The following is a 26,516-nucleotide window of genomic DNA, read 5'->3' on the forward strand; positions in this document are numbered from 1 at the left end:
CTGCTCGATCCGACCGGCGACCCCCCGCCCTCCCGGGGCGGGGGTGATCCGGGACATGCGCATCATCCTGCGGACATGCAGTACGTTCGGGTCATGTCCCAGCCCGCCAAGTCCTCACGTACACCAGCCGCGACCGACCCGCCCGAGAGCGCCGCGGGCAGTCGCGCCGCCGCCCAGCGGCTCAAGATGCGCCGGGAACTGGCGGCCGCGGCGATGGAGCTGTTCGCCGCGAAAGGCTACGAAGCGACCACGGTCGACGAGATCGCGGCGGCCGCCGGGGTCGCCCGGCGCACGTTCTTCCGCCACTTCCGCTCCAAGGAAGAGGCGATCTTCCCGGACCACGACGACACCCTCGTACGGGCCGAGGCGGTGCTCAACGCAGCTCCCGCACACGAGCATCCACTGGACACCGTGTGCCGCGGCATCAAGGAAGTCATGCGGATGTACGCGGCCCAGCCGGAGATCTCGGTCCAGCGCTACAAGCTGACGCGCGAGGTGCCGACGCTGCGCGAGGCGGAGATCGCCTCGGTCGCCCGCTACGAGCGGCTCTTCACCCGCTATCTGCTCGGCCACTTCGACGAGCACGCGCACGACGACGACGCGAACGACGATCCGCTGCTCGCCGAGGTCGCCGCCTCCGCGGTCGTCACCGCGCACAACCACGTCCTGCGGCGCTGGCTCAGGGCCGGGGGACAGGGAGACGTCGAGACCCAGCTCGACCACGCCTTCGCGATCGTACGGAGGACCTTCGGCACGGGTATCGGGGCCGGGCGCGGGGCCGCGCCCCGGACCGCGCCGGCCGCCGTGACCACCCAGGGCGAGGTGCTGGTGACGGTCGCCAGGACCGACATGCCCCTCGACGAGGTCATGCGCACCATCGAACAGGCGCTCAAGGAGCGCTCCTAGCCGTTCACCCGATCGGACCCATCATCGCGGGCCGGCGGCGGCACTCAGTGCCGCCGCCGGCCCGCTTCCGTTTGCGGCCGTTCCATCGGCAACTTTGATCGATCATCGCTCATTTGTTACGTAAAGATTTCATCTGAGAGCAATATCTGGCACCCAGTGCCTTGCGGGGTGACACGCCGTGCCATACGTTGTTCATGTCCGGGCGGCCGGCGTGCAGAAACCAACGCGCACGTCGGCTGTCCCCGCAAGCCCTTCTCGGACGAGCGCGCCCGGACGCCTGCGTCACAGGCACCCTCCCGCGCCACAAAGCGCTGCCAGAGCACCACTGAGCCGAACCGACGGCACCCCTCACACCAGCAGCACACCGACGTGACCCTCAGCGTCTCCCCTCAAGACGCCATTCGCCGGAGGCAACACCGTGAAGGACATCCTGGACGCGATTCAGTCGGGGACGGCCACGTCCGCCGATTTCGCCGCTCTTCCGCTCCCCGAGTCGTACCGCGCGGTCACCGTGCACAAGGACGAGACGGAGATATTCGCCGGGCTCACCACCCGCGACAAGGACCCCCGCAAGTCCCTGCACGTCGACGACGTGCCACTGCCCGAACTCGGCCCGGGCGAGGCCCTCGTGGCCGTCATGGCCTCCTCGGTCAACTACAACTCGGTGTGGACCTCGATCTTCGAGCCGCTGTCGACCTTCGGGTTCCTCGAGCGCTACGGCAAGCTCTCCGAGCTCACCAGGCGCCACGACCTGCCGTACCACATCATCGGCTCCGACCTCGCCGGTGTGGTCCTGCGCACCGGCCCCGGCGTCAACGCCTGGAGGCCGGGCGACGAGGTCGTCGCCCACTGCCTCTCGGTGGAGCTGGAGTCCTCCGACGGCCACAACGACACCATGCTCGACCCCGAGCAGCGCATCTGGGGCTTCGAGACCAACTTCGGCGGCCTGGCGGAGATCGCGCTCGTCAAGTCCAACCAGCTGATGCCCAAGCCGGGCCACCTCAGCTGGGAGGAGGCCGCCGCCCCCGGCCTGGTCAACTCCACCGCCTACCGGCAGCTCGTGTCCCGCAACGGCGCCCAGATGAAGCAGGGCGACAACGTGCTGATCTGGGGCGCGAGCGGCGGACTCGGCTCGTACGCCACCCAGTTCGCGCTCGCCGGCGGCGCCAACCCCATCTGTGTCGTCTCCTCGCCCGCCAAGGCGGAGATCTGCCGCGCGATGGGCGCCGAGGCGATCATCGACCGCACCGCCGAGGACTACAAGTTCTGGAAGGACGAGCACACCCAGGATCCGAAGGAGTGGAAGCGCTTCGGCAAGCGCATCCGCGAACTGACCGACGGCGAGGACGTGGACATCGTCTTCGAACACCCGGGCCGCGAGACCTTCGGCGCCTCCGTGTACGTCACGCGCAAGGGCGGCACCATCGTCACCTGCGCCTCGACCTCCGGCTACAACCACGAGTACGACAACCGCTACCTGTGGATGTCGCTGAAGCGGATCATCGGCTCGCACTTCGCCAACTACCGCGAGGCCTGGGAGGCCAACCGGCTCATCGCGAAGGGCAAGATCCACCCGACGCTGTCGAAGGTCTACCCGCTGGAGGAGACCGGCCAGGCCGCCTACGACGTCCATCGCAACCTCCACCAGGGCAAGGTCGGTGTGCTGTGCCTCGCCCCCCAGGAGGGCCTGGGTGTGCGCGACAAGGAGAAGCGCGCCGAGCACGTCGACGCCATCAACCGGTTCCGGAACATCTGAGGCACCGGAGGTCATAGATGACTGAGCGTCAGCCCTCCGGTGACCGGAGGCAGAAGGACCGGCCGTGGCTCATGCGCACGTACGCCGGTCACTCCACGGCCGAGGCGTCCAACGAGCTGTACCGGCGCAATCTCGCCAAGGGCCAGACGGGCCTGTCGGTGGCGTTCGACCTGCCGACGCAGACCGGGTACGACTCCGACCACGTCCTCGCCCGCGGCGAGGTCGGCCGGGTCGGTGTGCCGGTCGCGCACCTCGGTGACATGCGCCGGCTGTTCCAGGACATACCCCTGGAGCAGATGAACACCTCGATGACCATCAACGCCACCGCCATGTGGCTGCTGGCGCTCTACCAGGTCGTCGCGGAGGAGCAGGGCGCCGACATCACCAAGCTCCAGGGCACCACCCAGAACGACATCGTCAAGGAGTACCTGTCGCGCGGCACGCACGTCTTCCCGCCGGGACCCTCGCTCCGGCTGACGACGGACATGATCGCGTACACGGTGTCCCACCTCCCCAAGTGGAACCCCATCAACATCTGCAGCTACCACCTGCAGGAGGCGGGCGCCACACCGGTGCAGGAGATCGCCTACGCGATGTCCACGGCGATCGCCGTCCTCGACGCGGTCCGCGCCGGCGGCCAGGTGCCGCAGGAGCGCATGGGTGATGTCGTCGGCCGTATCTCCTTCTTCGTGAACGCGGGCGTCCGCTTCGTCGAGGAGATGTGCAAGATGCGGGCGTTCGGCCGGATCTGGGACCGGATCACCCGCGAGCGGTACGGCATCGAGAACCCCAAGCACCGCCGCTTCCGCTACGGCGTCCAGGTCAACTCTCTCGGGCTGACGGAGGCCCAGCCGGAGAACAACGTCCAGCGCATCGTGCTCGAGATGCTGGCCGTGACCCTCTCCAAGGACGCACGCGCGCGTGCCGTGCAGCTCCCGGCCTGGAACGAGGCGCTGGGCCTGCCCCGGCCCTGGGACCAGCAGTGGTCACTGCGCATCCAGCAGGTGCTCGCACACGAGAGCGACCTGCTCGAGTACGACGACATCTTCGAGGGCTCGAAGGTCGTCGAGGCCGAGGTGGGCCGTCTGGTCGACGAGTCGCTCGCCGAGATCGAGCGGATCCAGGAGATGGGCGGCGCCATGGCGGCCGTCGAGTCCGGCTACCTGAAGTCGCAGCTCGTCGCGTCCCACGCCAAGCGCCGGGCGCGCATCGAGTCCGGCGAGGAGAAGATCGTCGGCGTCAACATCTTCGAGACGACCGAGCCCAACCCGCTCACCGCCGACCTGGACACCGCGATCCAGACGGTCGACCCGGAGGTCGAGGCGCGCGTCGTCGCCTCACTGCGGAACTGGCGCGACACCCGCTACCAGCCGCCGTTCAACCACCCGCGTCCCTGCAAGGCGCTGGAGCGGCTGAAGGAGGCCGCCAAGGGCACCGGCAACCTCATGGAGGCCACGCTGGAGTGCGCCCGCGCCGGGGTCACCACCGGCGAGTGGGCCGGGGCCCTGCGCGAGGTGTTCGGCGAGTTCCGTGCGCCCACGGGCGTGTCGTCCGCGCCCGTCGCGGTGACCGCCGAGGAGGGCACGGCGCTGGCTCAGGTGCGCCGCAAGGTGGATCTGACGGCCCGCGACCTCGGCGTCGGCAAGCTCCGCTTCCTCGTGGGCAAGCCGGGCCTCGACGGGCACTCCAACGGCGCCGAGCAGATCGCCGTACGAGCCCGGGACGCCGGCTTCGAGGTGGTCTACCAGGGCATCAGGCTGACGCCCGAACAGATCGTGGACGCGGCCCTCGCGGAGGACGTGCACGCGGTCGGTCTGTCCATCCTGTCCGGTTCGCACGCGCAGCTGGTGCCGGACGTGCTGGAGCGGCTGCGCGAGGCCGGCGCCACCGACATCCCGGTGATCGCCGGCGGCATCATCCCGAGCGGCGACGCCGAGCAGCTCAGGGCCGCTGGAGTGGCCGCCGTCTTCACCCCGAAGGACTTCGACATCACCGGGATCATCGGCCGTATCGTCGACGAGATCCGCACAGCGAACAAGCTCGACCCTCTGGAGGTCCCCGCATGACCGCCCATCCGTCGCCCGCCGCCACCCTCGCAGCGAGCGGCTCCGCCGCGCCCCTTCCTGCTGTCGACCGCCTTCGTCCGCGGCGCTCCTGCCTCGCGGTCCCCGGGAGCAACCCCCGCTTCCTGGAGAAGGCACAGGGCCTCCCCGCGGACCAGGTCTTCCTGGACCTGGAGGACGCGTGTGCGCCGCTGGCCAAGCCCGAGGCGCGGCACACCATCGTCAAGTTCCTGAACGAGGGCGACTGGACGGGCAAGACGCGGGTCGTGCGCGTCAACGACTGGACGACCGAGTGGACGTACCGCGACGTCGTGACGGTGGTCGAGGGCGCGGGTCCGAACCTCGACTGCATCATGCTGCCCAAGGTGCAGGACGCCCAGCAGATCGTGGCGCTGGACCTGCTCCTGACCCAGATCGAGAAGACCATGGGCTTCGAGGTCGGGCGTATCGGCATCGAGGCGCAGATCGAGAACGCCCAGGGGCTCAACAACGTCAACGAGATCGCTCAGGCCTCCCCGCGCATCGAGACGATCATCTTCGGCCCGGCCGACTTCATGGCCTCCATCAACATGAAGTCGCTGGTCGTGGGCGAGCAGCCGCCCGGCTATCCGGCGGACGCCTACCACTACATCCTGATGAAGATCCTGATGGCCGCCCGCGCCAACAACCTCCAGGCGATCGACGGGCCCTACCTGCAGATCCGCAACGTCGACGGCTTCCGCGAGGTGGCGGGCCGGGCCGCCGCGCTGGGCTTCGACGGCAAGTGGGTGCTGCACCCGGGTCAGGTGGACGCCGCGAACGAGGTGTTCTCCCCCTCCCAGGAGGACTACGACCACGCGGAGCTGATCCTGGACGCGTACGAGTACTGCACGTCCGAGGCGGGCGGCAAGAAGGGCTCCGCGATGCTCGGCGACGAGATGATCGACGAGGCCAGCCGCAAGATGGCCCTGGTCATCGCGGGCAAGGGCCGGGCCGCCGGCATGCAGCGCACCAGCTCGTTCGAGATCCCGGAGGCCTGAGCGCCATGCAGTTCGGACGCACCTACGAGGAGTTCGAGGTCGGGGCGACGTACAAGCACTGGCCCGGAAAGACGGTCACGGAGTACGACGACCACCTGTTCTGCCTCCTCACCATGAACCACCACCCGCTCCACATGGACACGAACTATGCGGAGAGCACGACGGACTTCGGCAGGAACGTCGTCGTGGGCAACTACATCTACTCACTGCTGCTCGGCATGTCCGTGCCGGACGTCTCCGGCAAGGCGATCGCCAACCTGGAGATCGAGTCGCTCAAGCACGTGGCGCCGACGTTCCACGGGGACACGATCTACGGCGAGACGACCGTGCTCGACAAGTGGCCCTCGAAGTCGAAGAACGACCGCGGCATCGTCCATGTCGAGACCAGGGGCTACAAGCAGGACGGCACGCTGGTGTGCACCTTCCGCCGCAAGGTGATGGTCCCCACCGAGACGTACATCAAGGAGCGCGGCGGCGAGCAGCCCGGCCGCCCGGAGCTCAGGACCCAGGAGAAGTGATGAGCCGCCTCGCCCAGACCCACGGTCTGACAGACGTCCAGCAGGAGATCCTCTCCACCGTCCGCGACTTCGTGGACAAGGAGATCATCCCGGTCGCGACCGAACTCGAGCACCGCGACGAGTACCCGCAGAGAATCGTGGACGGCCTCAAAGAACTGGGTCTGTTCGGTCTGATGATCCCCGAGGAGTACGGGGGTCTGGGCGAGTCGCTGCTGACCTACGCGCTGTGCGTGGAGGAGATCGCGCGCGGCTGGATGTCGGTGTCCGGCATCATCAACACGCACTTCATCGTGGCGTACATGCTCAAGCAGCACGGCACGCAGGAGCAGAAGGACTACTTCCTGCCGAAGATGGCGCTGGGCGAGATCCGGGGCGCCTTCTCGATGTCGGAGCCGGGTCTCGGCTCCGACGTGTCGGCGATCACGTCGAAGGCGGTCAGGGACGGGGACGAGTACGTCCTGAACGGCCAGAAGATGTGGCTGACCAACGGCGGCACGTCCACACTCGTCGCGGTGCTCGTCCGCAGTGACGAAGGCCACCCCGAGGGCACGGCGCCCCACAAGTCGATGACGACCTTCCTGGTCGAGAAGGAGCCCGGCTTCGGCGAGGTGCGCCCCGGGCTCACCATCCCCGGGAAGATCGACAAGATGGGCTACAAGGGGGTCGACACCACCGAGCTCATCATGGACGGACTGCGCATTCCGGCCGATCGGGTGCTCGGCGGGGCCACCGGCCGAGGGTTTTACCAAATGATGGACGGAGTCGAGGTGGGCCGCGTGAACGTCGCGGCACGTGGCTGCGGCGTCGCTCAGCGTGCCTTCGAGCTGGGCGTCTCCTACGCCCAGCAGCGGCACACCTTCGGCAAGCCGATCGCCCAGCATCAGGCCATCCAGTTCAAACTGGCCGAAATGGCCACCAAGGTCGAGGCCGCACACGCCATGATGGTGAACGCGGCACGCAAAAAGGACTCCGGCCAGCGAAACGACCTCGAGGCCGGAATGGCGAAGTACCTCGCCTCCGAGTACTGCAAGGAGGTCGTGGAGGACGCCTTCCGCATCCACGGCGGCTACGGCTTCTCCAAGGAGTACGAGATCGAGCGCCTGTACCGAGAGGCCCCGATGCTGCTGATCGGCGAGGGAACCGCCGAGATCCAGAAAATGATCATCGGTCGCCGGCTGCTCGAAGAGTATCGATTCCAAGGCTAGATATCCTGATACGGGGTGTTTTCATCGCGAAGAAGATCACACCCCGTCAACGCTCCGGGGCCGCCGACTCGGCTTCCTGGCTTGCCCAGTTGCGGCCCCCGACCGGTACGATCGCCGGAAAGCCGCCGTCCCCCGTTGAAGCGCGGCATCATCCGCTACGAAGGTCATCCATGCCCCACAGCCAAACCTCTGCACCACGCGGCCGGGTCCGCCTCGCGCGCGGAGCATCGCCGTGGCTACTCCCGACCGTTGCCACCGCAGCCCTCAGCCTCGCCCGCGCGCGCCGCTCCGGCGCCGCCAAGGCCGTGGCCGTGCCCGCCACCGCGCTCGCGGCGGGCATGCTGTGGTTCTTCCGCGACCCCGAGCGCGAGGTCGCTCAGGGCCGGGTCATCTCGCCCGCCGACGGTGTGGTGCAGAGCATCATGCCGTGGAAGGACGGACGCACCCGCGTCGCGATCTTCATGAGCCCGCTCAATGTCCATGTGAACCGGGCGCCGCTGTCCGGCACGGTCACGTCGGTCGAGCACATCCCGGGCGGCTTTGTTCCCGCGTTCAACAAGGAGAGCGAGAACAACGAGCGCGTAGTCTGGCATTTCGACACCGAACTCGGCGACATCGAGATGATCCAGATCGCCGGCGCGGTGGCCCGCCGCATCGTCCCCTACATCCCGCAGGGCACGAAGGTCGAGCAGGGTGACCGCATCGGGCTGATCCGCTTCGGCTCGCGTGTCGACCTCTATCTGCCGGAGGGCGTGGAGGTCGCGGTCGAGGTCGGCCAGAAGACCGTGGCTGGGGTGACTCGTCTTGACCGTGATTGATCCCGATACCAAGTCCGGCTGGGTGCCGGAGGACGAGGTGGACGACGAGGAGGAGATGCCCCTCTCGCTCCGCCTCTCAATAGCGGACACGCTCACCCTCGGCAACGCCACGTGCGGCTTCATGGCGGTGTACTTCACCACCACGGGCATTCTGATCCCGCACCTGACGGGCAACGACGAGTCGGCGGGCATGGCCCGGCACAGCGCGGCCACGGCCGTGATCCTGATGCTGTGTGCGGCGGTCTTCGACCTGTTCGACGGTCTGGTCGCCAGGAAACTGCGCTCCTCCCCCATGGGTGCGGAACTGGACAACCTCTCCGACCTGATCAGCTTCGGCCTGGCACCGGCGTACTTCGTCCTGGTCTACGGCATGGTGGCGGACGACGCGCACCAGAGAGTGGCCGCGGTCGGAGCGATCGTGGTGCTGCTGGCGGTCGTCCTCCGCCTTGCGCGCTTCTCGTGCGTGACGCCGACGAACGGCATGTTCCAGGGCATGCCCTCGCCGTTCGGTGCGCTCACGGTCGTCTCGATCGTGCTGCTCGAGCTGCCGTTCTTCGCCACGCTGCTGGCGATCCTGGGCACGGCGTGGCTGATGGTGAGCCGCGTGGAGTACCCGAAGCCGCGGGGCCGTCTGGCGGCGGCCATGCTGTCGTGGATCGTCCTGTCGATGGGCCTTCTCGCAGCCTGGGCCTTCGACGCCCCGAGCGGTCAGCTCCTTCTCCAGACGGGCTGCGCCCTTCAGCTGGTGATGGGCGCCGTGATCCCGCTGTTCGCCACGGCCCGCCGGGTGAACAACTTCCGCGACAACCGCCGCGAGGCACGCACCGCGCAGCTGCCGTAGGCAGCACACTCACGAAGGGCCCCGGACCGGATCGGTCCGGGGCCCTTCGCTCGTGATGCGGGGGCGCGGGCGCTTCGGTAGTGGTGCAAGGGCGCGGGCCTTCTGTTTGTGGTGCCGCAGGCAAGAGGCGACGCCCCGGCGGTCGGGCCGGGACGGGTCAGACCAGGAAGTCCCGCGCGATGTTCTCCGCCACCCGTTCCAGGATCGGTCCCGCGTCCGCGATGCACTTCGCGACGTCCGGCTCGAGCTCCGTCAGCGGGTACGCCCTGCGGATCCCCGCGCGGCCCAGTGTCTCGGGCGGCAGCGCCAGTCGGCCGCAGACCGCGACGACCTCCTTGCCGGCCGCCCTCGCCGCCGCGGCGACCCCCGCCGGAGCCTTGCCGTGCAGCGTCTGCATGTCCAGCGAACCCTCACCGGTGATCACCAGCGAGACCCGCTCCAGAGCCGGCGCGAAGCCCAGGACGTCCAGCATGACCTCGATACCGGGCCGGAAACGGGCTCCCAGGACGAGGGCGCCGTATCCGATGCCGCCCGCCGCGCCCGCGCCCGGGGAGGCGGCGTGCTCCTCCGCCCGTGCGCCGATCGCCTGCTCCAGCACCTTCGCGTAGTGCGCGAGGGCCGCGTCCAGCGCCGTCACGTCGTCCGGCGAGGCGCCCTTCTGCGGCCCGTACACCGCCGGTGCGCCCTTGGGCCCGGTCAGCGGGTTGTCGACGTCGCTCGCGAGCACCAGGTCCACCGCGGGCAGACGCGGGTCCAGTCCAGAGAGATCGGCACGGGCGAGTTCCGCGAGGCCCCCGCCGCCCGGCGGTACAGGATTCCCCGCCCCGTCGAGGAACCGCGCCCCGAGCGCGGACAGCATCCCCGCGCCCCCGTCCGTCGTCGCGCTTCCACCGACACCGAACACGATCGTCCGCGCCCCCGCGTCCAGCGCGGCGCGCAGCAGCTCACCCGAGCCGTACGTGGACGCCGTCAGCGGCGCGAGGACCCCGTCCGGCAGCCGCTGGAGCCCGCTCGCCTCCGCCATCTCCACGACCGCTGTGTCACCGCGCAAGGCGAACGCGGCCGTCACCTCGTTCCCGAGAGGACCCGCGACCCGCACCTCGCGCCGTTCGAAACCGGCGGCGACGGCCGCGTCCACGGTCCCGTCGCCGCCGTCGGCCACGGGCAGCGATTCGACGTCGAGATCCGGCACGACCCGCCGCAACCCCGCCGTCACCCGCTCCGCGACCTGCACGGCCGTGAGCGACCCCTTGAACTTGTCCGCGGCGACGAGAACCCGCCCTACCGTTCGAAGGTCGTTCCCTGCTGCGTCCGCCACCTGCATACCCCTTGCTCTTGATGCCTTGCGCACGGCAAGGCGGTCGCGCCGCTGTGACCATAACCAAGGGGTGCATCCGCCGCCATGCCCTGTCCGGCACCCGGAAGGCCGCGCACGCACGTCCGGCACCGACCACGCCTTCGGCCACGGCCCCTGCAGGACGGGGCTCGCCCACCGTCTCCTGGGCGCCGGATCGCGGACACCACGCGGGACATCGGCGTGGCGCAGCCGCCGTGGTACCTGCCGCCGCGGCACGTGCGAGGGCCCGATCCGATTCCGGATCAGGCCCTCGGACCTGGGCGGGCCGTCGCGCCGGTCTCCCGGCCTCCTCAAGCTTGAGGCGTGTAGGCCTCCGCTTCCTTCGAGACGGCCGCCTCCTGTACGACCTTCATACCGCCGGTCGCGTTCTTGTCCGGCTGGAGGATCACGCTCTCCCGGGAGGACGGGGCAGCGGGGTCGGTGAAGTTCTGGACGGTGCCGAAGCCGATGTCGAAGGAGTCGATCGTCAGCAGGGCCTTGTCGACCCCTTCCCGGGTGAGGTCCTTGTTCGCGCAGGCCTTCTTCAGGGCCTCGCCGAAGGCCGACGCGGCGGTCCAGCCCGCGACGATGCCGTTGTCGAGGGCGTCCGAGGGATAGGCCGCCTTGTAGTCGGCGACGAGCTTCTTCGCCTCCGGGGTGTCCGCACCGATCGGCAGCGAGGGCGAGGCGACGTAGTAGTTCTTCATCAGGGCGGGGCCCGCCTGGGTGGCCAGCAGCTGGGGCGCGAAGGCCGAGTTGTTGCCGATGACCGGCACGTCGAAGCCGCCGGCCGCCGCGACGCCGACCAGCGAGGCGGCCTGGCGCGGGCCGGCGCTGATGACGATCGCCTTGACACCGGCCTGCTTGAGGGCGGCGACCTGGGCCGTCATGTCGTTGTCGGTCGGTTTGATCTTCTGCTCGACGACCGTCAGACCAGCTTCCTGCGCGATGTGCTTCGAGCCGACAAGGGCGCTCTCGCCGTAGTCGCCCTCGAAGTAGACATGGCCGATCTTGTCTCCCTTCTTCAGACCCTTCTTGTTGATCAGGAAGTCGACGGCGTTGATCGTCTCGATGTCGTAGGTGGATCCGATGACGCGGATGTACGAACTGCCCAGGAGCGCCGACGACCAGGCCTGCGGCAGGACGAGGTCCTTGTCCTGCCCGTCGATTCGATTCTTGACCGCGGCGACGAACGGGGAGCCGATGAACTGGGCGAAGCCCAGCACCTTCGGCTCCAGCTCGGTGTACCCGGCGACGGCCTTCTGCGGGTCGTAGCCGTGGTCGCGGACCGTGAGGGCCACCTTGTAGCCGCAGACCCCGCCGGCCGCGTTCAGCTGCTTCACGTACAACTGCTGGGCCTGGGTGACGCTCTTGCCGAGAGTGGCGTACACGCCGGTCAGGTCGGTGAGCGCGCCCAGCGTGATCGTCTTTCCGGAGATGCCCTCCCCGGTCTTCACACCACCGGCCGCCTTGTCGCCGCCGCCGTCGTCCTTGGCCTTGGAACTGCATCCGGCCAGCACGAGCAGTGCCGCGAGTGCACCCGCCGCCGCCCTGGCCCCATACGTCCTGTTCATCATTGCTCCCCTGGTTCGGTTCTGACGCGACGCCGGGCGGCCACCCTGGCCAGGCCGCCGGGCAGGAACAGCACCACCAGCACGACGGCGGCGCCGTAGAGGAACCGGGCCGCCTCGCCCGGTGCGATCCCGCCCGTGCCCGGGGCGGAGATGAAAGGCAGCGCATCGCTGTAGCGGGTCAGCAGCTGTGGCAGCAGGGAGACGAACACGGCGCCCGCCACCGCGCCGGAGACCGAACCGAGCCCGCCGATGACGATCATGGCGAGGTAGTCCAGGGACAGCGTGATGCCGAAGTAGTCGGGCACCGTCCGCTGGAAGACCAGCGCGAGCAGAACGCCCGCGAGGCCCGCGTACATCGAGGACAACACGAACACGGCGGCGCGGTGCCGGGCGACGGGTACGCCGAGCACGCCCGCCGCGATGCGGTGGTCGCGGATCGCGTTCATGGCCCGGCCCGGGCGTCCGCGCAGCACCCCGCGGGCGAACTGGGCGCCGACGAGCAGGGCGAGCAGACCTGCGTACCAGAGCTTCTCGGCCGAGCCGAACGGAACGTCCGCTACGACGAGTTCACGGTCGTCGAAGGTGAGGCCGAACAGGTTCAGCGGCGGGACGTCACGTCCGTTGGCGCCACCGGTCAGGTCATGGGCGTTGAACATGACGTGCTGACCGATGAAGACCAGCGCGAGGGTGGCGATGCCCAGGTAGGCACCGCTGAGCCGGCCCGAGATGGGGCTGAACAGGCCGCCCGCGACACCCGCGACGAGCACCGCGAGCACGGCCGCGAGCCAGGTCGGCAGGCCCAGCCCGGTCAGCCCGTCGCCGCCGTCCGCCGCGAACACGCAGTAGCCGTAGGCGCCGACGGCGAGGAAGAAGGCGTGCCCCATGGAGAGCTGGCCGGTCGCACCGGTGAGGAGGTTGATGCCGATCGCGCCGATCGCGGCGGCCATCGCGAACAGACCTGCCTGGAGCCAGAATCGGTCCAGGTAGAACGGGAACGCGAGCGGCAGCACGACCCCGACGGCCCGGACGTAGGTGCGGGGGTCGGTGAGCCGGGCGCGGCGCCGGCCGGGAGGGGCGGGCACGCCGCGCCTCCCGCCGGGTGCCCGGGTCCCGGACGGGGGTCGGAGGCCGGCGGGGGCGGGCTCGTCGGACTCGGGCCGCAAGGGGCCGCCCGGCGCGGTCGGCCGCTGCGGCACGGCCGGGTTCTCAGACACGTGCGAGCTCCTTCGTGCCGAACAGCCCCGCGGGGCGGATGAGCAGGATCGCGACCATGACGAGGTAGGGGGCGAGATCGCCGAGCCCGCGGCCGAGGAACGTCAGATCGCTCTGGTAGCCGGTGGCCAGCGACTCGGTGACGCCGACCAGCAGGCCTCCCACCAGCGCGCCCGTCGTGGAGTCGAGTCCGCCGAGGATCGCCGCCGGGAACGCCTTGAGCGCGGCCAGCGAGGTGGCCCGTTCCAGGCCCGGCGTCGGGAAGACGGTGAGGAACAGCGCGGCCACGGCCGCCAGGCCCCCCGCCACGGCCCAGGCGCTCAGCGAGACCCGCCCGAGCCGTACCCCCATCAGCGCCGCGGTCTCCGAGCTCTCCGCCGCCGCGCGCATCGCCACCCCCCACGACGTGTACCGGAATGCGAGCAGGAAGGCGCCGATGAGCAGCACGGCGGCCACAAAGGCGGCGATCCGCGTGTGCGCGAGGGAGACCGGCCCGAGCCTGAGCACGGCGTCGCCCCACGGATCGCCCAGCGGGATCACGTCCGTGCCGATGCGACGGGTCAGTTCGGTGGTGAGCAGTATGTCGACCCCGATGGTGACGATGGCGAGGACGCTGTGGTCGCTGCCCCGGTACCGCCGCATCACCAGGAACTCCACGGCCGCCCCGACCAGCGCTGCGCCCGCGATCCCGGCGAGCAGCGCGGGCCAGAAACCGATGTCGTCGTGAAGGGTCGCGGTGATGTAGCCACCGGCGAGCAGCAGCGAGGCGTGGGCGAAGTTGACGACCTCGGTGGCCCGGAAGATGACCACGAAGCCGAGCGCGATGAGTGCGTAGACGGACCCCAACGAGAGTCCGTTGAGGAGGATTTCGGCGAGGGTGCTCATGAACCGGCTCCCAGGTAGGCGCGCACGACGGCCGGATCGTTCTGTACGTCGGCGGGGGCGCCGTCCGCGATCCGGCGCCCGAAGTCCAGTACGGTCACCGCGTCCGCGAGCCGCATCACCACCCCCATGTCGTGTTCCACCAGCACGATCGAGATACCGAGCCCGTCCCGGACGCCTGCGATCACGGCGGCGGTGCGGCGCCGTTCGTCGGCGGTCATGCCCGCGACCGGCTCGTCGAGAAGCAGCAGACGCGGCTCCATGCACAGGGCGCGGGCGAGCTCGGCGAGTTTCTGCTGCCCGTACGGGAGCGAACCCACCGGGCGGCCGAGGCATTCGGCGATACCGACGAACTCCGCGATCTCCCGCACCCGTTCACGGTGCCGCCGTTCCTCGCGGCCCGCGGAGGGCAGGCCGAGCCCCGCGGCCAGGAAGCCCGTCCGGGTCAGCCGGTGCCGGCCGAGCAGCAGGCAGTCCTCGACCGAGGCGCGCGGTGGCAGCGCGAGGTTCTGGAAGATGCGGGCGACGCCGAGGCCGGCGATGCGGTGCGCGGACATCCCGGTCAGCTCGTGCGTGCCGAAGCGGACACTGCCCGCGGCCGCCCGGTAGACCCCGGACAGCACGTTGAAACAGGTGGACTTGCCCGCGCCGTTGGGCCCGATGAGGGCGTGCACCGTGCCGGGGCGGACGGTGAAGCCGACACCGTCAAGCGCGGTGAGTCCGGCGAACCGCACGGTGAGATCACACACTTCGAGGGCGTCGTCGCCCGCTGCGAGGCCGTTCACGCGTCTCCTCCCTGCCACCGCGTCAGCGTCCGCCGGGCACCACCGGCCTGTTCGCCGTCAGCGACCGCGTCCTCGTCGACCACACCCAGGTAGCGCCGGCGCACCTCGTCGGAGGCGGCCAGCTCGTCGGCCGGGCCGGACAGGGTGACCTCGCCGACCTCGAGGACGTACGCGCGCGTGGCGAGCCGCAGGGCGAGGGCGGCGTTCTGCTCGACGAGCAGCACCGAGGTTCCCTGCGCGTTGATCTCCCGTACGGTGTCGGCGATCCGCCGGGCCATGAGGGGGGCGAGGCCGAGGGACGGCTCGTCGAGGAGCAGCACCTTCGGACCCGCCATCAGGGCGCGGGCGACGGCGAGCATCTGCTGTTCGCCACCGGAGAGCAGGCCGGCCCGCTGCCCCGCGCGCTCGGCGAGCACGGGGAACAGCTCGTGGACGCGCTCCAGGGCCGCGGCCCGGCCCGGCCGGGTGCCGCCGAGGGCGCCCGCGCGCAGATTGTCGGCGACCGTCATCCGCGCGAACACCCTCCGTCCTTCGGGCACTTGGGACACCCCCGCGGCAACCACCCGGTCCGGGGGCAGCGCGTCGAGACGGCGGTCGCCGAGGCGCACACCGCCCTCGGTCACCGCGCCGCCGTGGAAGGACAGCGTCCGGCTGATCGCCCTGAGCAGCGTGGACTTGCCGGCGCCGTTGCCGCCGAGCACCGTCACCACCGCCCCCTCGGGCACCTCGAGGGACACCCGGCGCAGTGCCCGCACAGGTCCGTATCCGACTGACAGGTCGTGGACGACCAGTCCGGATCCGCCCATGAACGACCCCCTGTTCCGACTCGGTGTGGCGCTCACCCCAGCACCGACGGTCGCGCCCGTCCACGGCCCTCGGCGGAATCGCTGCGGGTGCCCAGCGGGCCGGGCCGGGCGTTGTGCGCGTGCACAAGACCGCGTGTCAGGGGCCTGTGCGGGACCCCTTTGCGATGGCATCCTCCGGCCATGGGAGGGCGAAGGCCGCGGACCGGTCATGACTGGAAGCTGCTCGCGGAGTCCTGCAAGGCTCTGCTGGAACGGCTGCCGCTGCTCGTCGACGAGCATCTGCGGCAACTCACCGAGTACTCCTCCGTCTACGGGCAGGTGCTCCCGCAGGACCAGCAGTGGCGGGAGGCGGAGGAGGCGATGCGGATCGGCATCGAGACCCTCTACGCTCCCCGGGACTCGCCGCGCCGCGACCTGGAGCACGCCGAGGACACCGGGCGGCGCCGAGCCCGGCAGGGGCTGCCGCTCGACCTGCTGGTGCACGCCTACCGGAACGCCGGTTATCTGCTGTGGGACGCGCTCGTCGACGGGGCCGCGGGCCAGGAGCCCGAGCGGCTCGCGGCGTTGATGCGTTCGACGACGATGGTGTGGTCTGCGGTGGACGCGCAGACCCAGACGGCGTCCGAGGCCTACCGTGCCACCGAGGCGGAACTTCGACGGCGCACCGACGAGCAGCTGCAGGCGCTGCTCGATGCGCTGCTGGAGGGGCAGGCCACGCCCGGGCTGGCGGCCCGCGCGGCCGCGGGTCTCGATCTGCCGGAGCACGGGCCGTACGCGGTGGTGGTCCTGCGGGCCGAGCGGCGGGAGGCGGCCGAACGGCCGGTGCGCGGCGCCGGGTTCCGGTTCATCTGGCGGATGCGCGCCGACGGTGAGGTGGGGGTGGTGGCGCTCACCCCCGATCAGGACCTGGACGGCGTCGCGCGTGTGCTGGACGGGTGGTGCTCGGGTCCGGGTGGCATCAGCCCGGTCGTGCCCGGGCTCGCCGAACTGGGGCGGGCGCGGCGGCTGGCCGAGTTGGCGCTGCGCACCTGCCCGCCGGACGCGACCGCGGTCGTGCGGCTGGACCAGCGGATGCCGACGGCGCTGGTGGTGAGTCAGCCGGAGCTCGCCGACCGGCTGGTGGCGGACGTGTTCGGCGCGCTCCTCGAACTGGAGCCCGCCGACCGGGCCGTGCTCCTGGAGACCCTCGACGTATGGCTGTCCTGCGAGGGCTCGGCCGGCCGGGCCGCGAGCCGGCTGTACTGCCACCGCAACACGGTCTTCAACCGGCTGCGGCGGCTGGAACAGCTCACCTTCCGCTCGCTGGCCCGCCCCCGCGACCTGATCGAGATGACCCTGGCCCTGGACGCTTACCGCTTGTCCGGGGCGCGCAGATGAGCGGAGGCTCGTTGGGGGCGCGCGGCTGATGGACCTGCCGTCGCCCCGGCGCTCCGGGAACTCGGGCCGGTAGGCCCCGGCCGATCCGCTCCGCGACGCGTACCAGGACCGGGCGGGCGTCCGGGACGCAACGGGGCGACGCCCGGCCCGACGCCGGTCAGCGGGTACTGCCGGGGCATTCCGGCCCGGCATCCCGGCGGCCGGCCTGCCGCGCACCGTGACGGTGTCCCTCCCGGCCGAACGCGTGGCGGTGACCGGCGGCGCCCCGACGTTCCGTCGGCCCTCGCCGGTGATCACGCGGCCGCCCGCCCGGCGCCGGCCCGCAGCCGAGCGCGTGGAGCATGGCCTCGGTGCCGGACCGGGAACCCATCGTGGTCTTCCCGTCCGGTCCCCGGGAACGGGGCGGGAACAACGTACGACCGGGATGGGAAACCACGGTGTGCAGGGTCGAATACGGCACATCGCGGCCGGAATCGGGTAGACCGGAGCTATGACCCCTGTGGGCACTGAGCCAGAGCTCGCGGACCGAATCCTCGGGGGCTGGCTCGGCCGGATCGCGGGCAACATGCTCGGCAAGCCGGTCGAGCAGGGCGACCTGTGGACGCGCGAGCGTATCGACCGCTATCTGCGGCAGGCCTCGGCCCTGCCGCTGACCGACTACCTGCCGGAACCCGCCACCGAGACGGACGGCTTCGAACTGCGGCCCGAGTGGCGCCAGTGCGTGCGCGGACGCATCCACGGCAGTTGCCGGGACGACGACGTCGACTACGCGATCCTGGGCCTGGACCTGCTCGAGACGCACGGCTTCGACTTCAGCACCGAACAGGTCGGCGACCTGTGGCTGCTGCGGCTGCCGTACCTTCAGACGTTCACGGCCGAGCGGGTCGCGTACCGCAACCTCGCCAACGGCCTCAAGCCACCGGTCACAGCCACGTACGACAACCCCTACCAGGAGTGGATCGGCGCCCTGATCCGCGCCGACGTCTACGGCTGGACCTGCCCGGGCCTGCCCCACCAGGCGGCCGCACTGGCCCGCAGGGACGCGGTCCTGTCCCACACCGGCAACGGGGTGTACGGGGCCATGTGGGCGGCGGCGCTGATCTCCGCGGCGTTCACCGCGCCCACGGTCCGGCAGGCAATCGACACCGCTCTGACCGTGATCCCCGCGAGCAGCCGCCTCGCCCGGACCGTACGCCGGGTGATCTCACTGCACGAGACCCGGTTGAGCTGGGAGGAGACGCTCGACACGGCCACCGGGGAGACGACGGGGCTCGGCTGGATCCACACCGTCCCCAACGCGGCGGTGCTCACCGCCGGGCTCCTGTACGGCGACGGCGACTTCACCCGCACGATCGCGCTCACCGTCCGCGGCGGACTGGACACCGACTCCAACGGCGCCACGGCGGGGTCGGTCGCCGGCGTCCTCACAGGTGCCCGGGCCATCCCGGCGCAGTGGAAGGACCCCTTGGAGGACACGGTCCGCAGTGCCGTCTTCGGCTTCGACTGCGTCAGCATCGGCGAGCTGGCGGACCGGACGCTGCGTCTCGCGCACACCGACAGCCGGTGATCCGCGGGCCCGACCATCCGTCCGCGGCAGCAGGACCGGTGTGGTTACTCTTCCTGGGTGACCACACCGGACTTCGCCACGTACATCGCGTCCCTGCCGCGCGTCCTCGCCGGCGCGGCCGCACTCTTCCGCGACGCCGAGGGGCACGTGCTGCTCGTCGAGCCCAACTACCGCGACGGATGGGCACTGCCCGGCGGGACGATCGAGTCGGACACGGGTGAGACACCCCGGCAGGGCGCCCGGCGCGAGACCGAGGAGGAGATCGGGCTCGACGTCGAGCTCGGGCGGCTCCTCGCGGTGGACTGGGTGCACGGGACGGCGCGGCCGCCACTGGTGGCGTATCTGTACGACGGCGGGGTACTCGCCGAGAACGACCTCAAGGCGATCCGGCTGCAGGAGGAGGAACTGCTGTCCTGGCGGCTGGTCCCGCAGGAGGAGCTCACCGCCTACCTTCCGGGCGAACCGGGCCGCCGGGTCCTGGCCGCCCTCGAGGTGCTGGCGGAGGGCGCGGGCACGGCGGAACTCGAGAACGGCCACCGCGTGGGCTGACCGAGCTTCTCTCGGGCTCCGCTGAGAGAGCGGTGGACGAGGCAGTAGCCGCACAGTTGCGGGCCAACGGAAGTGCTGACGCCACATCTGGGACCAAGGCCGTCACTGTGAAGGCGGTCGACCAAGATGGGACGGATCGTCCCGGAAGGCCTGCGGGAAACCGCCAGGCCGTTCTTGCCGCCGGCCCGGTGATGTTGCCGCCCATATCCGTTCGCCCCGAGCAGGAAGGCGTCCTACGCTCGGCGCATGGACAGGCCCCTCGTAGCCATTCTCAGCGGCGCCGGTATCTCCACCGACTCCGGGATCCCCGACTACCGCGGGCCCAACGGGCTGTGGCGGAAGGATCCCGAGGCCGAGAAGCTCGTGACGTACGAGTACTACATGGGCGATCCCGAGATCCGGCGGCGCTCCTGGCAGATGCGGCGCAAGAACCGGACCCTGAAGGCCGAGCCCAACGCCGCACACCGGGCCGTGGCCGAGCTCGAGCGGTCCGGGGTCCCCGTACGGGTCATCACACAGAACGTGGACGGGCTGCACCAGCTCGCCGGCATGCCCGCCCGCAAGGTGCTGGAGCTGCACGGCACGGCCCGCAGCTTCGTCTGCACCCGCTGTCACACCCGCGGCCGCATGGAGGACGCCCTCGCCCGCGTCGAGGCCGGCGAGGACGACCCGCCCTGCCTGAACTGCGGCGGCATCCTCAAATCCGCCACCGTCATGTTCGGCGAACGACTCGACCCCGTCGTCCTCGGCGAAGCCCTCGCCATCACCAAGGCCTGCCAGATCTTCGTCGCCGTCGGCAGCAGCCTCCAGGTCCAGCCAGCCGCCGGACTCGCCGGAGTCGCCGCCGACCACGGCGCACGCCTGGTCATCGTCAACGCCGAACCCACCCCGTACGACGACCGCGCCGACGACGTCGTACGCGAACCCATCGGCACCGCCCTGCCCGCGCTGCTGCGCGCCCTCGTCCCCGCGGACGGCCAGGCCTGACAGCACCCTGACCACCGCACCCCATCCGGCAGTCGCGGCACCGGCCCGCGAACCGCGGCGGTCCGGCATGCGCCGCTCACGCACCCGCCATGGCCTCGCGGCCGGCCCCCTGCTTGCGATACGCACCGGGGGACATGCCCGTGACCCGCTTGAAGGCCACGCTGAGTGCGCTTTCCGAGCCGTATCCGACGGAGCGGGCGATGAGGGCGACCGTGTCGGTGCTCTCCCGCAGCTGCCGGGAGGCGAGTTCGATCCGCCAGCGGGTCAGATACTCCAGGGGCCCCTGGCCGACCGTCTCCTTGAAGCGCGCCGCCAGGGTGGACCGCGACACCGCCCCTGCCTGCGCCAGTTCGGCCACCGTCCAGGATTGCGCGGGAGCTTCGTGCATCGATGCCAGGGCCGTGGCCACCACAGGGTCGGCGAGGCCTGACAGCCAGCCCGACACCGCGTGCGGCCGGCGGGCAAGGTGCAGCCGCAGAACGTGGATGAGCATGACGACGGCGAGGTGCTCGGCGACCAGGCGCGAGGCCGGCGGTCCGTGCTGCAGTTCCTGTTCGATGGCGGTCAGCGCCCACTCCACGGCATCCGCCTGCTCGGTCCCCGCGGGCACGTGGACGACCGGGGGCAACCCGTCGAGCAGCAGCTCCTGGGCACGCTCGCCGAAGGAGAAGCGGCCGCCGATCATGTACACCTCGTCAGCGGTACCGACCCGGGCGACACCGTCCACCGCCGCCTCGAAGACGGGGCCCGCGTCCACCGCGGTGGCCTCGGGATCACTGCGCAGAGTGAAGCGCAGCGGCCGGGTGAGCAGGTAGCAGTCGCCGGCCGCCAGATCGACCGGTGCCGGGAGCCCGTCGACCTCGAGCCGGCACCGTCCACGCCTGACGGCGTTGAACTTCACGCCGGAGGGTGCGTCGAACCGCAGGGCCCATCGCCCTCCCGCCGCCAGGCCCGTCGACAGATGGCTCTGCGTCTGAAGCAGGCCCAGCACATCCTCCAGCGGATCCATGAGCACCTCCTCTGGACGATGACTGAAGAACCCTGGACGACAAGTTATACATCGTCCAGCGCTGCGGACCTACGGTGAATGGCGTACGTGATTTCGCACCTCAGGAAAGACTGCCCGTGAACGCCGAATCCCGACTCACCACCCCCTTCCACTCCCACGCCACGGCCACCGAAGTGATCAACGGCGTCGACCTCACCGGACGCCGCGCGGTGGTCACCGGCGGCGCCTCCGGCATCGGCACCGAGACGGTCCGGGCCCTGGCCCTCGCCGGCGCCGAGGTCGTCGTCGCCACCCGTCGTCCGGAGACCGCCGAGCCGCTGGTCCGCGAACTCGCCGCCGCCCCCGGTGCCGGATCGGTGCGGGCCGAGGCGCTCGACCTGTCGGACATCGACTCCGCCCTTGCCTTCGCACAGGCGTGGCGCGGCCCTCTGGACATCCTGGTGGCCAACGCCGGGATCATGGCGCTTCCCACGCGGCAGGTCAGCGCGGAGGGCTGGGAGCTGCAGCTCGCCACCAACTTCCTCGGTCACTTCGCCCTGGCCGACGCCCTCCACCCCGCTCTGCGCGAGTCGGGCTCGGCCCGCGTCGTGGTCGTCAGCTCGGGTGCCCACCTGAACTCGCCCTTCGACTTCGACGACCCGCACTTCGAGCGGCGTCCCTACGACTCCTGGGAGGCCTACGGGCAGTCCAAGACGGCCGATGTGCTCCTTGCCGTGGGGGCCCGCCGCTGGGCCGACGACGGCATCACGGCCAACGCGGTCGCTCCCGGCGCCATCCTCACCAACCTCCAGCGCCATCTCGACGACGACGCCATGCGTTCGTTCGGCGTGATGGACGACGAAGGCAACCTGACCCCGCTGCCGCACTACAAGAACCCGGCCCAGGGCGCCGCGACCTCCGTGCTGCTGGCCGCATCGCCGCTGGTCAAGGGGGTGACCGGCCGCTACTTCGAAGACAACCAGGAAGCATCGGTCGTATCGGAAGACTCCGATCGGTCCGGCCGGGTGGCCGCTCACGCCCTCGATCAGCACGCGGCGGACCGCCTGTGGGACTACGCAGCCGAAGCCGTACGCCACTGACGTCCGCCTGCCGGGGGACGGTGCCCGCGAGGCGCAGGTGCGGGGCGCGCAGGCCCGGACCGCCGCGCTCAGAACAGGCCCGCCCCCCGTTCGAAGTCCAGCAGGCGCCGCTTGCGGGCGAGGCCGCCGCCGTAGCCCGTCAGATCACCGTTCGCGCCGACGACCCGATGGCACGGCACGATGATGCCGACGGGGTTCTTGCCGTTGGCCAGTCCGACCGCGCGTGAGGCACCCGGATTGCCGAGGGCGTCGGCCAGTTCGCCGTACGAGCGCGTCTCGCCGTAGGGGATCTTCCGCAACTGCTCCCACACACTGAGCTGGAACGGGGTTCCCCGCAGGCGCATGTCGAGGGTGAAGTCCTTCGACTCGCCCGCGAAGTAGGCCCGCAGTTGTGCGGTCGCCTCACCGAAGGGCGTGTCGTCGCGCTCCCCGAAGGCCTTCTCCGGCGGGCGGTGGCGCTGTCCGTCCATGTACAGACCGCACAGGACACCGTCGTCGGCGACAAGGGTGAGCGGGCCGTAGGGGCTGTCGATGACGTTGTGCTGTTTCATGGAACGTCCTTACACCGGGAGGAAGTTGATCGGGTGGCTGTCGGTCGCCCACAGGTACTGGACCGCGTAGGCCCGCCACGGCCGCCATGCGGCCGCGCGTGCGGTGAGCGCGGCCGGAGTGGAGGGCAGGCCCAATTCCCGGGCAGCGCGCCGGATACCGAGATCGGTCGGCAGGAAGGCGTCCGGGTCGCCGAGGGCGCGCATCGCGATCACGTCGACGGTCCAGGGGCCGAAGCCGGGCAGTGTCCCCAGCCGGGCCCGGCTCTCCTCCCAATCGCTCTCCACGCCCAGATGGAGGGCTCCTTCGGCGAGTTGACGGACGAGGGTGGTGAACGTGGTGCGCCGGGTGCGCGGCATCGCCAGGGACTCGGGATCGAGCGCGGCGAGCGCCTCGGGAGCCGGGAAGAGATGGGTGAGGCCGCCCTCGGCGTCCTCGACCTGCTCGCCGTGCGCGGTGACCAGTCGGGCCGCGTGGGTGCGAGCGGCGGCCGTGGAGACCTGCTGGCCGAGGACGGCCCGTACGGCGAACTCGGCCTCGTCGACCGTGCGCGGGACCCGGCGGCCGGGGGCCTTGTCGACCAGGGGCGCCAGCACCGGGTCTGCCCTCAACTGGTCGTCGACCGCGACCGGGTCCGCGTCGAGGTCGAGCATGCGGCGGCAGCGACTGATGGCGACAGGCAGATCGCGCATGTCGCTGAGGGTCAGACGGCAGGCGATGTGGTCGGCCTTGGGGGTCAGTGCCACGATCCCGTGCCCGTAGGGCAACCGGAGTGTGCGACGGTAGGCGCCCTCGCGCCACTCCTCCACGCCGGGTACGGCGGTCGCGGCGAGGTGGCCGAAGAGGTTGTCGGGGTTCAGCGGGGCCCGGAACGGCAGGCGCAGACTCAGGACGCCGGGGGCCACCACCGTCTTCTTCGGCAGGCGGCTGCGCAGTTCGCTCGGGGCGAGCGCGAAGACCTCCCGGACGGTGTCGTTGAAGGTGCGGATCGAGGAGAAGCCCGCCGCGAAGGCGATCTCGGCCATCGGCAGTGTGGTCGTCTCGATGAGGACCCTGGCGGTCTGGGCGCGCTGGGCCCGGGCGAGCGCCAGGGGTCCCGCGCCCAGTTCGGCGACGAGCTGGCGCTCGATCTGGCGGGTGCTGTAACCGAGGCGGACGGCGAGGCCGGGCACGCCCTCCCGGTCGACGACTCCGTCGGCGATCAGTCGCATGGCGCGGGCGACCAGGTCGGCGCGCTGGTTCCACGCGGGCGAGCCGGGGCTCGTGTCGGGCCGGCACCGCTTGCAGGCCCGGAATCCGGCCTGCTGACATGCGGCGGCGCTCGGGTAGAAGGTCATGTTCTCCGGCTTCGGAGGTACGACCGGGCAGCTGGGGCGGCAGTAGATCCTCGTGGTCAGGACGGCGGTGAAGAACCAGCCGTCGAAACGCGCGTCCTTCGACTGGACGGCGCGCACGCAGCGATCCCAGTCGGTGTGCATCCCGTTCCGCATGCCTCCAGCATCGGCCATGGACCGGGAGCGGGCTGGCGGAAATCCGACATGACGGTGGGCCTACCAGGAATTCCCTTCGCCTCCGACCTGGGGTCCTGTCTCCGCCGCGCAACACGGCAGCGACCCCGCCGGGGGCTGCGGTTCGGTGTGCGGCGCGGGGTCAGCCTGCCTGCGCGGCGAACGCCTCGTAGGCCCGCTCGTCGAACAGGACGAACCTGATCTCCTCGACGGCCGTGTCCGTCGAGCGCACCGTCTCCACCGCGATGCGTGCCGCGTCCTGAATCGGCCAGCGATAGACACCGGTGGAGACGGCGGGGAACGCGACGGTACGGGCGCCGAGTCCGTCGGCGACCCGCAGTGCTTCCCGGTAGCAGGAGGCGAGCAGCTCCGAGCGGTCCTCCGAGTCGGCGAAGACCGGGCCCACCGTGTGGATCACCCAGCGGGCGTCCAGTTCGCCCGCGGTCGTGGCGACCGCCTGGCCGGTGGGCAGGCCCCTGCCGTAGCGGGAGGCTCGCAGTGCGCGGCACTCCTCGAGGATCGCGGGGCCGCCCCGGCGGTGGATCGCACCGTCCACGCCTCCGCCGCCGAGCAGCGAGGAATTGGCGGCGTTGACGATCGCGTCGACGCTCTGCCGGGTGATGTCGCCCTGGACCAGGGTGATGGTGGTCATGCCTGTCTCAGCCTCCTCCACACGGCCTTCGCCGCGTTGTGGCCCGACATGCCGTGCACACCAGGCCCGGGCGGCGTGGCCGACGAGCAGATGAAGACGGCCGGGTGCGGCGTGCTGTACGGGAACAGGGACAGTTTGGGGCGCAGCAGCACCTGCAATCCGGACACCGCGCCGGAGGCGATGTCACCGCCGACGTAGTTGGCGTTGCGGGCGGCCAGTTCGGGCGGGCCCGCGGTGGCACGGGCGAGCACGCGGTCGCGGAAGCCCGGTGCGAAGCGCTCCAGTTGGCGTTCCAGCGCGTCGGTGAGGTCGCCCCGCCAGCCGTTCGGCACATGGCCGTACGCCCAGAAGACCTGTTTGCCCTCGGGCGCCCTAGTGGGGTCCGCGACCCCGGGCTGCACGGTGATGAGGAACGGTGTGTCGGGCGCCCGGCCCTCGCGGGACGCGGCGCGCAGGGCGGTGCCGATCTCCGCCTGGTCGGCGCCGACTTGAACGGTACCGGCGACCCGCGCCTCCTTCGCGGTCCACGGCACGGGGCCGTCCAGGGCGTAGTCCACCTTGAACACCCCGGCGCCGTAGCGGTAGCCGTCGTAGTACCTGCCGAGGCCCGCGATCCGGGCCAGCGCGGTGGGCGAGGTGTCGAAGATGTACGCGCGCGCCGGGGGCAGGTCGTCGAGGCGTTTGACCTCGTAGTCGGTGTGGATACTCCCGCCCAGGTCCTTGAGGTGGGCCGCGAGCGCGTCCGAGATGGACTGGGAGCCGCCGCGGGCCACCGGCCAGCCGCGGGCGTGCGCCGCGAGGGCGAAGATCAGACCGACGCCGCCCGTGGCCAGGCCGCCGAGCGGGGCGATCACATGGGCGACGAGCCCGGCGAACAGCGCCTTGGCCCGTTCGTCGCGGAAGCGGCGCATCAGCCATGTCGACGGAGGCAGGCCTACGAGTCCGAACCGCGCCAGGGTGAGCGGGTCCCGTGGGAGGGAGGTGAGCGGCAGCGACATGAAGTCCCTGGCCAGGGTGTCCCAGCGGCTCAGGAACGGCTCGACCAGCCGGCGGTACGTCCCCGCGTCGCGCGGCCCGAAGGAGGCGGCCGTCTCGGCCACCGACCTGGACAGCACCGCCGCGGTGCCGTCCAGGAAGGGATGCGCCATCGGAAGCTCGGCGTGCAGCCATTCGAGGCCGTAGCGCTCCAGAGGCAACGCCCGGAACGCGGGTGAGTTGACGCCGAGCGGGTGCGCCGCGGAGCACGGGTCGTGCCGGAAACCGGGGAGCGTGAGCTCTTCCGTGCGGGCGCCCCCGCCGATGGTGTCGCGGGCTTCGAACACGGCGACGGAGAATCCGCGCCGGGCCAGCTCCACGGCGGCCGTCAGTCCGTTGGGCCCCGCTCCCACCACGACCGCATCGAGCATCGACGGCACCTTCGGACTCCTTCGTCAGCCCACGCCCAGTGCCCCTCAGGATATGCCGCGGGACTGACACCTCATCGGGGCGGGGGGCAGCCCTCGGCTGAGGCGGCGGTTC

General features: G+C 70.8%; 24 protein-coding genes. 13 read left to right on the plus strand and 11 right to left on the minus strand.

Annotated features, from left to right (window positions below; all coding sequences use genetic code 11):
• Window positions 1-93: 93 nt before the first annotated feature.
• From ADL25_RS21745 to pssA, 8 genes are all read left to right on the plus strand, one after another.
• On the plus strand, window positions 94-906 hold the full coding sequence (locus ADL25_RS21745) for a TetR family transcriptional regulator (protein ID WP_059129648.1): 813 nt from the start codon (window positions 94-96) through the stop codon (window positions 904-906).
• Window positions 907-1,324: 418 nt separating this feature from the next.
• Window positions 1,325-2,662, plus strand: a complete 1,338-nt coding sequence (gene ccrA / locus ADL25_RS21750) for a crotonyl-CoA carboxylase/reductase (protein ID WP_059129425.1) — start codon at window positions 1,325-1,327, stop codon at window positions 2,660-2,662.
• 17 nt (window positions 2,663-2,679) lie between these two features.
• Complete coding sequence (locus ADL25_RS21755; RefSeq protein WP_059129426.1) at window positions 2,680-4,728, plus strand: protein meaA; 2,049 nt, start codon at window positions 2,680-2,682, stop codon at window positions 4,726-4,728.
• Window positions 4,725-5,744, plus strand: a complete 1,020-nt coding sequence (locus tag ADL25_RS21760; RefSeq protein ID WP_059129427.1) for an HpcH/HpaI aldolase/citrate lyase family protein — start codon at window positions 4,725-4,727, stop codon at window positions 5,742-5,744. Before ADL25_RS21755 ends, ADL25_RS21760 begins: the two co-directional genes overlap by 4 nt.
• Window positions 5,745-5,749: 5 nt before the next feature.
• Entirely contained in the window at window positions 5,750-6,262 is a 513-nt protein-coding gene (locus ADL25_RS21765) for a MaoC family dehydratase (RefSeq protein WP_059129428.1), read from the plus strand.
• Window positions 6,262-7,467, plus strand: a complete 1,206-nt coding sequence (locus ADL25_RS21770) for an acyl-CoA dehydrogenase family protein (protein WP_059129429.1) — start codon at window positions 6,262-6,264, stop codon at window positions 7,465-7,467. The genes ADL25_RS21765 and ADL25_RS21770 overlap by 1 nt, the downstream gene beginning before the upstream one ends.
• A gap of 170 nt (window positions 7,468-7,637) precedes the next feature.
• A complete protein-coding gene (locus ADL25_RS21775) occupies window positions 7,638-8,285 on the plus strand; it encodes a phosphatidylserine decarboxylase (RefSeq protein WP_079050509.1) in 648 nt (215 codons plus the stop codon).
• A gap of 22 nt (window positions 8,286-8,307) precedes the next feature.
• Window positions 8,308-9,126, plus strand: coding sequence for a CDP-diacylglycerol--serine O-phosphatidyltransferase (gene pssA, locus ADL25_RS21780; protein WP_059129431.1), 819 nt, complete (start codon window positions 8,308-8,310; stop codon window positions 9,124-9,126).
• Window positions 9,127-9,283: 157 nt separating this feature from the next.
• Here pssA and ADL25_RS21785 read toward each other — a convergent pair whose 3' ends face one another.
• The 6 genes from ADL25_RS21785 to ADL25_RS21810 all read right to left on the minus strand — a co-directional run bounded on the left by ADL25_RS21785 (window position 9,284) and on the right by ADL25_RS21810 (window position 15,721).
• Window positions 9,284-10,450 (minus strand): glycerate kinase, encoded by a 1,167-nt coding sequence (locus tag ADL25_RS21785; RefSeq protein ID WP_059129432.1) that lies wholly within the window; start codon window positions 10,448-10,450, stop codon window positions 9,284-9,286.
• A 323-nt stretch (window positions 10,451-10,773) separates the two neighbouring features.
• Window positions 10,774-12,036: an ABC transporter substrate-binding protein gene (locus tag ADL25_RS21790; RefSeq protein WP_059129433.1), complete on the minus strand. Its 1,263-nt coding sequence runs from the start codon at window positions 12,034-12,036 to the stop codon at window positions 10,774-10,776.
• Window positions 12,036-13,118, minus strand: coding sequence for a branched-chain amino acid ABC transporter permease (locus tag ADL25_RS21795; RefSeq protein ID WP_059129649.1), 1,083 nt, complete (start codon window positions 13,116-13,118; stop codon window positions 12,036-12,038). Before ADL25_RS21795 ends, ADL25_RS21790 begins: the two co-directional genes overlap by 1 nt.
• A gap of 124 nt (window positions 13,119-13,242) precedes the next feature.
• Window positions 13,243-14,133, minus strand: coding sequence for a branched-chain amino acid ABC transporter permease (locus ADL25_RS21800; RefSeq protein ID WP_059129434.1), 891 nt, complete (start codon window positions 14,131-14,133; stop codon window positions 13,243-13,245).
• Window positions 14,130-14,915 (minus strand): ABC transporter ATP-binding protein, encoded by a 786-nt coding sequence (locus ADL25_RS21805; protein ID WP_079050511.1) that lies wholly within the window; start codon window positions 14,913-14,915, stop codon window positions 14,130-14,132. The genes ADL25_RS21800 and ADL25_RS21805 overlap by 4 nt, the downstream gene beginning before the upstream one ends.
• Window positions 14,912-15,721, minus strand: coding sequence for an ABC transporter ATP-binding protein (locus ADL25_RS21810; protein WP_059129436.1), 810 nt, complete (start codon window positions 15,719-15,721; stop codon window positions 14,912-14,914). The genes ADL25_RS21805 and ADL25_RS21810 overlap by 4 nt, the downstream gene beginning before the upstream one ends.
• 180 nt (window positions 15,722-15,901) lie before the next feature.
• Here ADL25_RS21810 and ADL25_RS21815 point away from each other — a divergent pair, with 180 nt between their 5' ends.
• The 4 genes from ADL25_RS21815 to ADL25_RS21830 all read left to right on the plus strand — a co-directional run bounded on the left by ADL25_RS21815 (window position 15,902) and on the right by ADL25_RS21830 (window position 20,201).
• The gene (locus tag ADL25_RS21815) at window positions 15,902-17,098 is read left to right on the plus strand and encodes a PucR family transcriptional regulator (protein WP_059129437.1); all 1,197 of its coding nucleotides are present in this window, start codon (window positions 15,902-15,904) and stop codon (window positions 17,096-17,098) included.
• A 490-nt stretch (window positions 17,099-17,588) separates the two neighbouring features.
• Entirely contained in the window at window positions 17,589-18,665 is a 1,077-nt protein-coding gene (locus tag ADL25_RS21820) for an ADP-ribosylglycohydrolase family protein (protein ID WP_059129438.1), read from the plus strand.
• A gap of 57 nt (window positions 18,666-18,722) precedes the next feature.
• Window positions 18,723-19,214: an NUDIX domain-containing protein gene (locus ADL25_RS21825; RefSeq protein WP_059129439.1), complete on the plus strand. Its 492-nt coding sequence runs from the start codon at window positions 18,723-18,725 to the stop codon at window positions 19,212-19,214.
• A 246-nt stretch (window positions 19,215-19,460) separates the two neighbouring features.
• Window positions 19,461-20,201 (plus strand): SIR2 family NAD-dependent protein deacylase, encoded by a 741-nt coding sequence (locus ADL25_RS21830; RefSeq protein ID WP_059129440.1) that lies wholly within the window; start codon window positions 19,461-19,463, stop codon window positions 20,199-20,201.
• 76 nt (window positions 20,202-20,277) lie between these two features.
• On the opposite strand, the gene ADL25_RS21835 is transcribed toward ADL25_RS21830, so the two are convergent.
• The gene (locus ADL25_RS21835) at window positions 20,278-21,210 is read right to left on the minus strand and encodes an AraC family transcriptional regulator (RefSeq protein WP_059129441.1); all 933 of its coding nucleotides are present in this window, start codon (window positions 21,208-21,210) and stop codon (window positions 20,278-20,280) included.
• A 116-nt stretch (window positions 21,211-21,326) separates the two neighbouring features.
• On the opposite strand from ADL25_RS21835, the gene ADL25_RS21840 reads away from it, so the two are divergent.
• Window positions 21,327-22,289 carry an SDR family NAD(P)-dependent oxidoreductase gene (locus ADL25_RS21840; protein ID WP_059129442.1) on the plus strand — a complete coding sequence of 321 codons (963 nt, stop codon included), beginning with the start codon at window positions 21,327-21,329 and terminating at the stop codon, window positions 22,287-22,289.
• Window positions 22,290-22,357: 68 nt separating this feature from the next.
• Here the strand turns inward: ADL25_RS21840 and ADL25_RS21845 are convergent, their stop codons facing one another.
• From ADL25_RS21845 to ADL25_RS21860, 4 genes are all read right to left on the minus strand, one after another.
• Window positions 22,358-22,840, minus strand: a complete 483-nt coding sequence (locus ADL25_RS21845; protein ID WP_059129443.1) for a methylated-DNA--[protein]-cysteine S-methyltransferase — start codon at window positions 22,838-22,840, stop codon at window positions 22,358-22,360.
• A 9-nt stretch (window positions 22,841-22,849) separates the two neighbouring features.
• Complete coding sequence (locus ADL25_RS21850; RefSeq protein ID WP_199839197.1) at window positions 22,850-24,316, minus strand: AlkA N-terminal domain-containing protein; 1,467 nt, start codon at window positions 24,314-24,316, stop codon at window positions 22,850-22,852.
• 172 nt (window positions 24,317-24,488) lie between these two features.
• Window positions 24,489-24,998 carry an O-acetyl-ADP-ribose deacetylase gene (locus ADL25_RS21855; protein ID WP_059129445.1) on the minus strand — a complete coding sequence of 170 codons (510 nt, stop codon included), beginning with the start codon at window positions 24,996-24,998 and terminating at the stop codon, window positions 24,489-24,491.
• Window positions 24,995-26,404 carry a phytoene desaturase family protein gene (locus ADL25_RS21860; protein WP_059129446.1) on the minus strand — a complete coding sequence of 470 codons (1,410 nt, stop codon included), beginning with the start codon at window positions 26,402-26,404 and terminating at the stop codon, window positions 24,995-24,997. Before ADL25_RS21860 ends, ADL25_RS21855 begins: the two co-directional genes overlap by 4 nt.
• Window positions 26,405-26,516: the final 112 nt, after the last annotated feature.

This window comes from Streptomyces sp. NRRL F-5122, from assembly GCF_001507435.1.
In the GTDB taxonomy this organism is placed as follows: Bacteria; Actinomycetota; Actinomycetes; order Streptomycetales; family Streptomycetaceae; genus Streptomyces; species Streptomyces lannensis.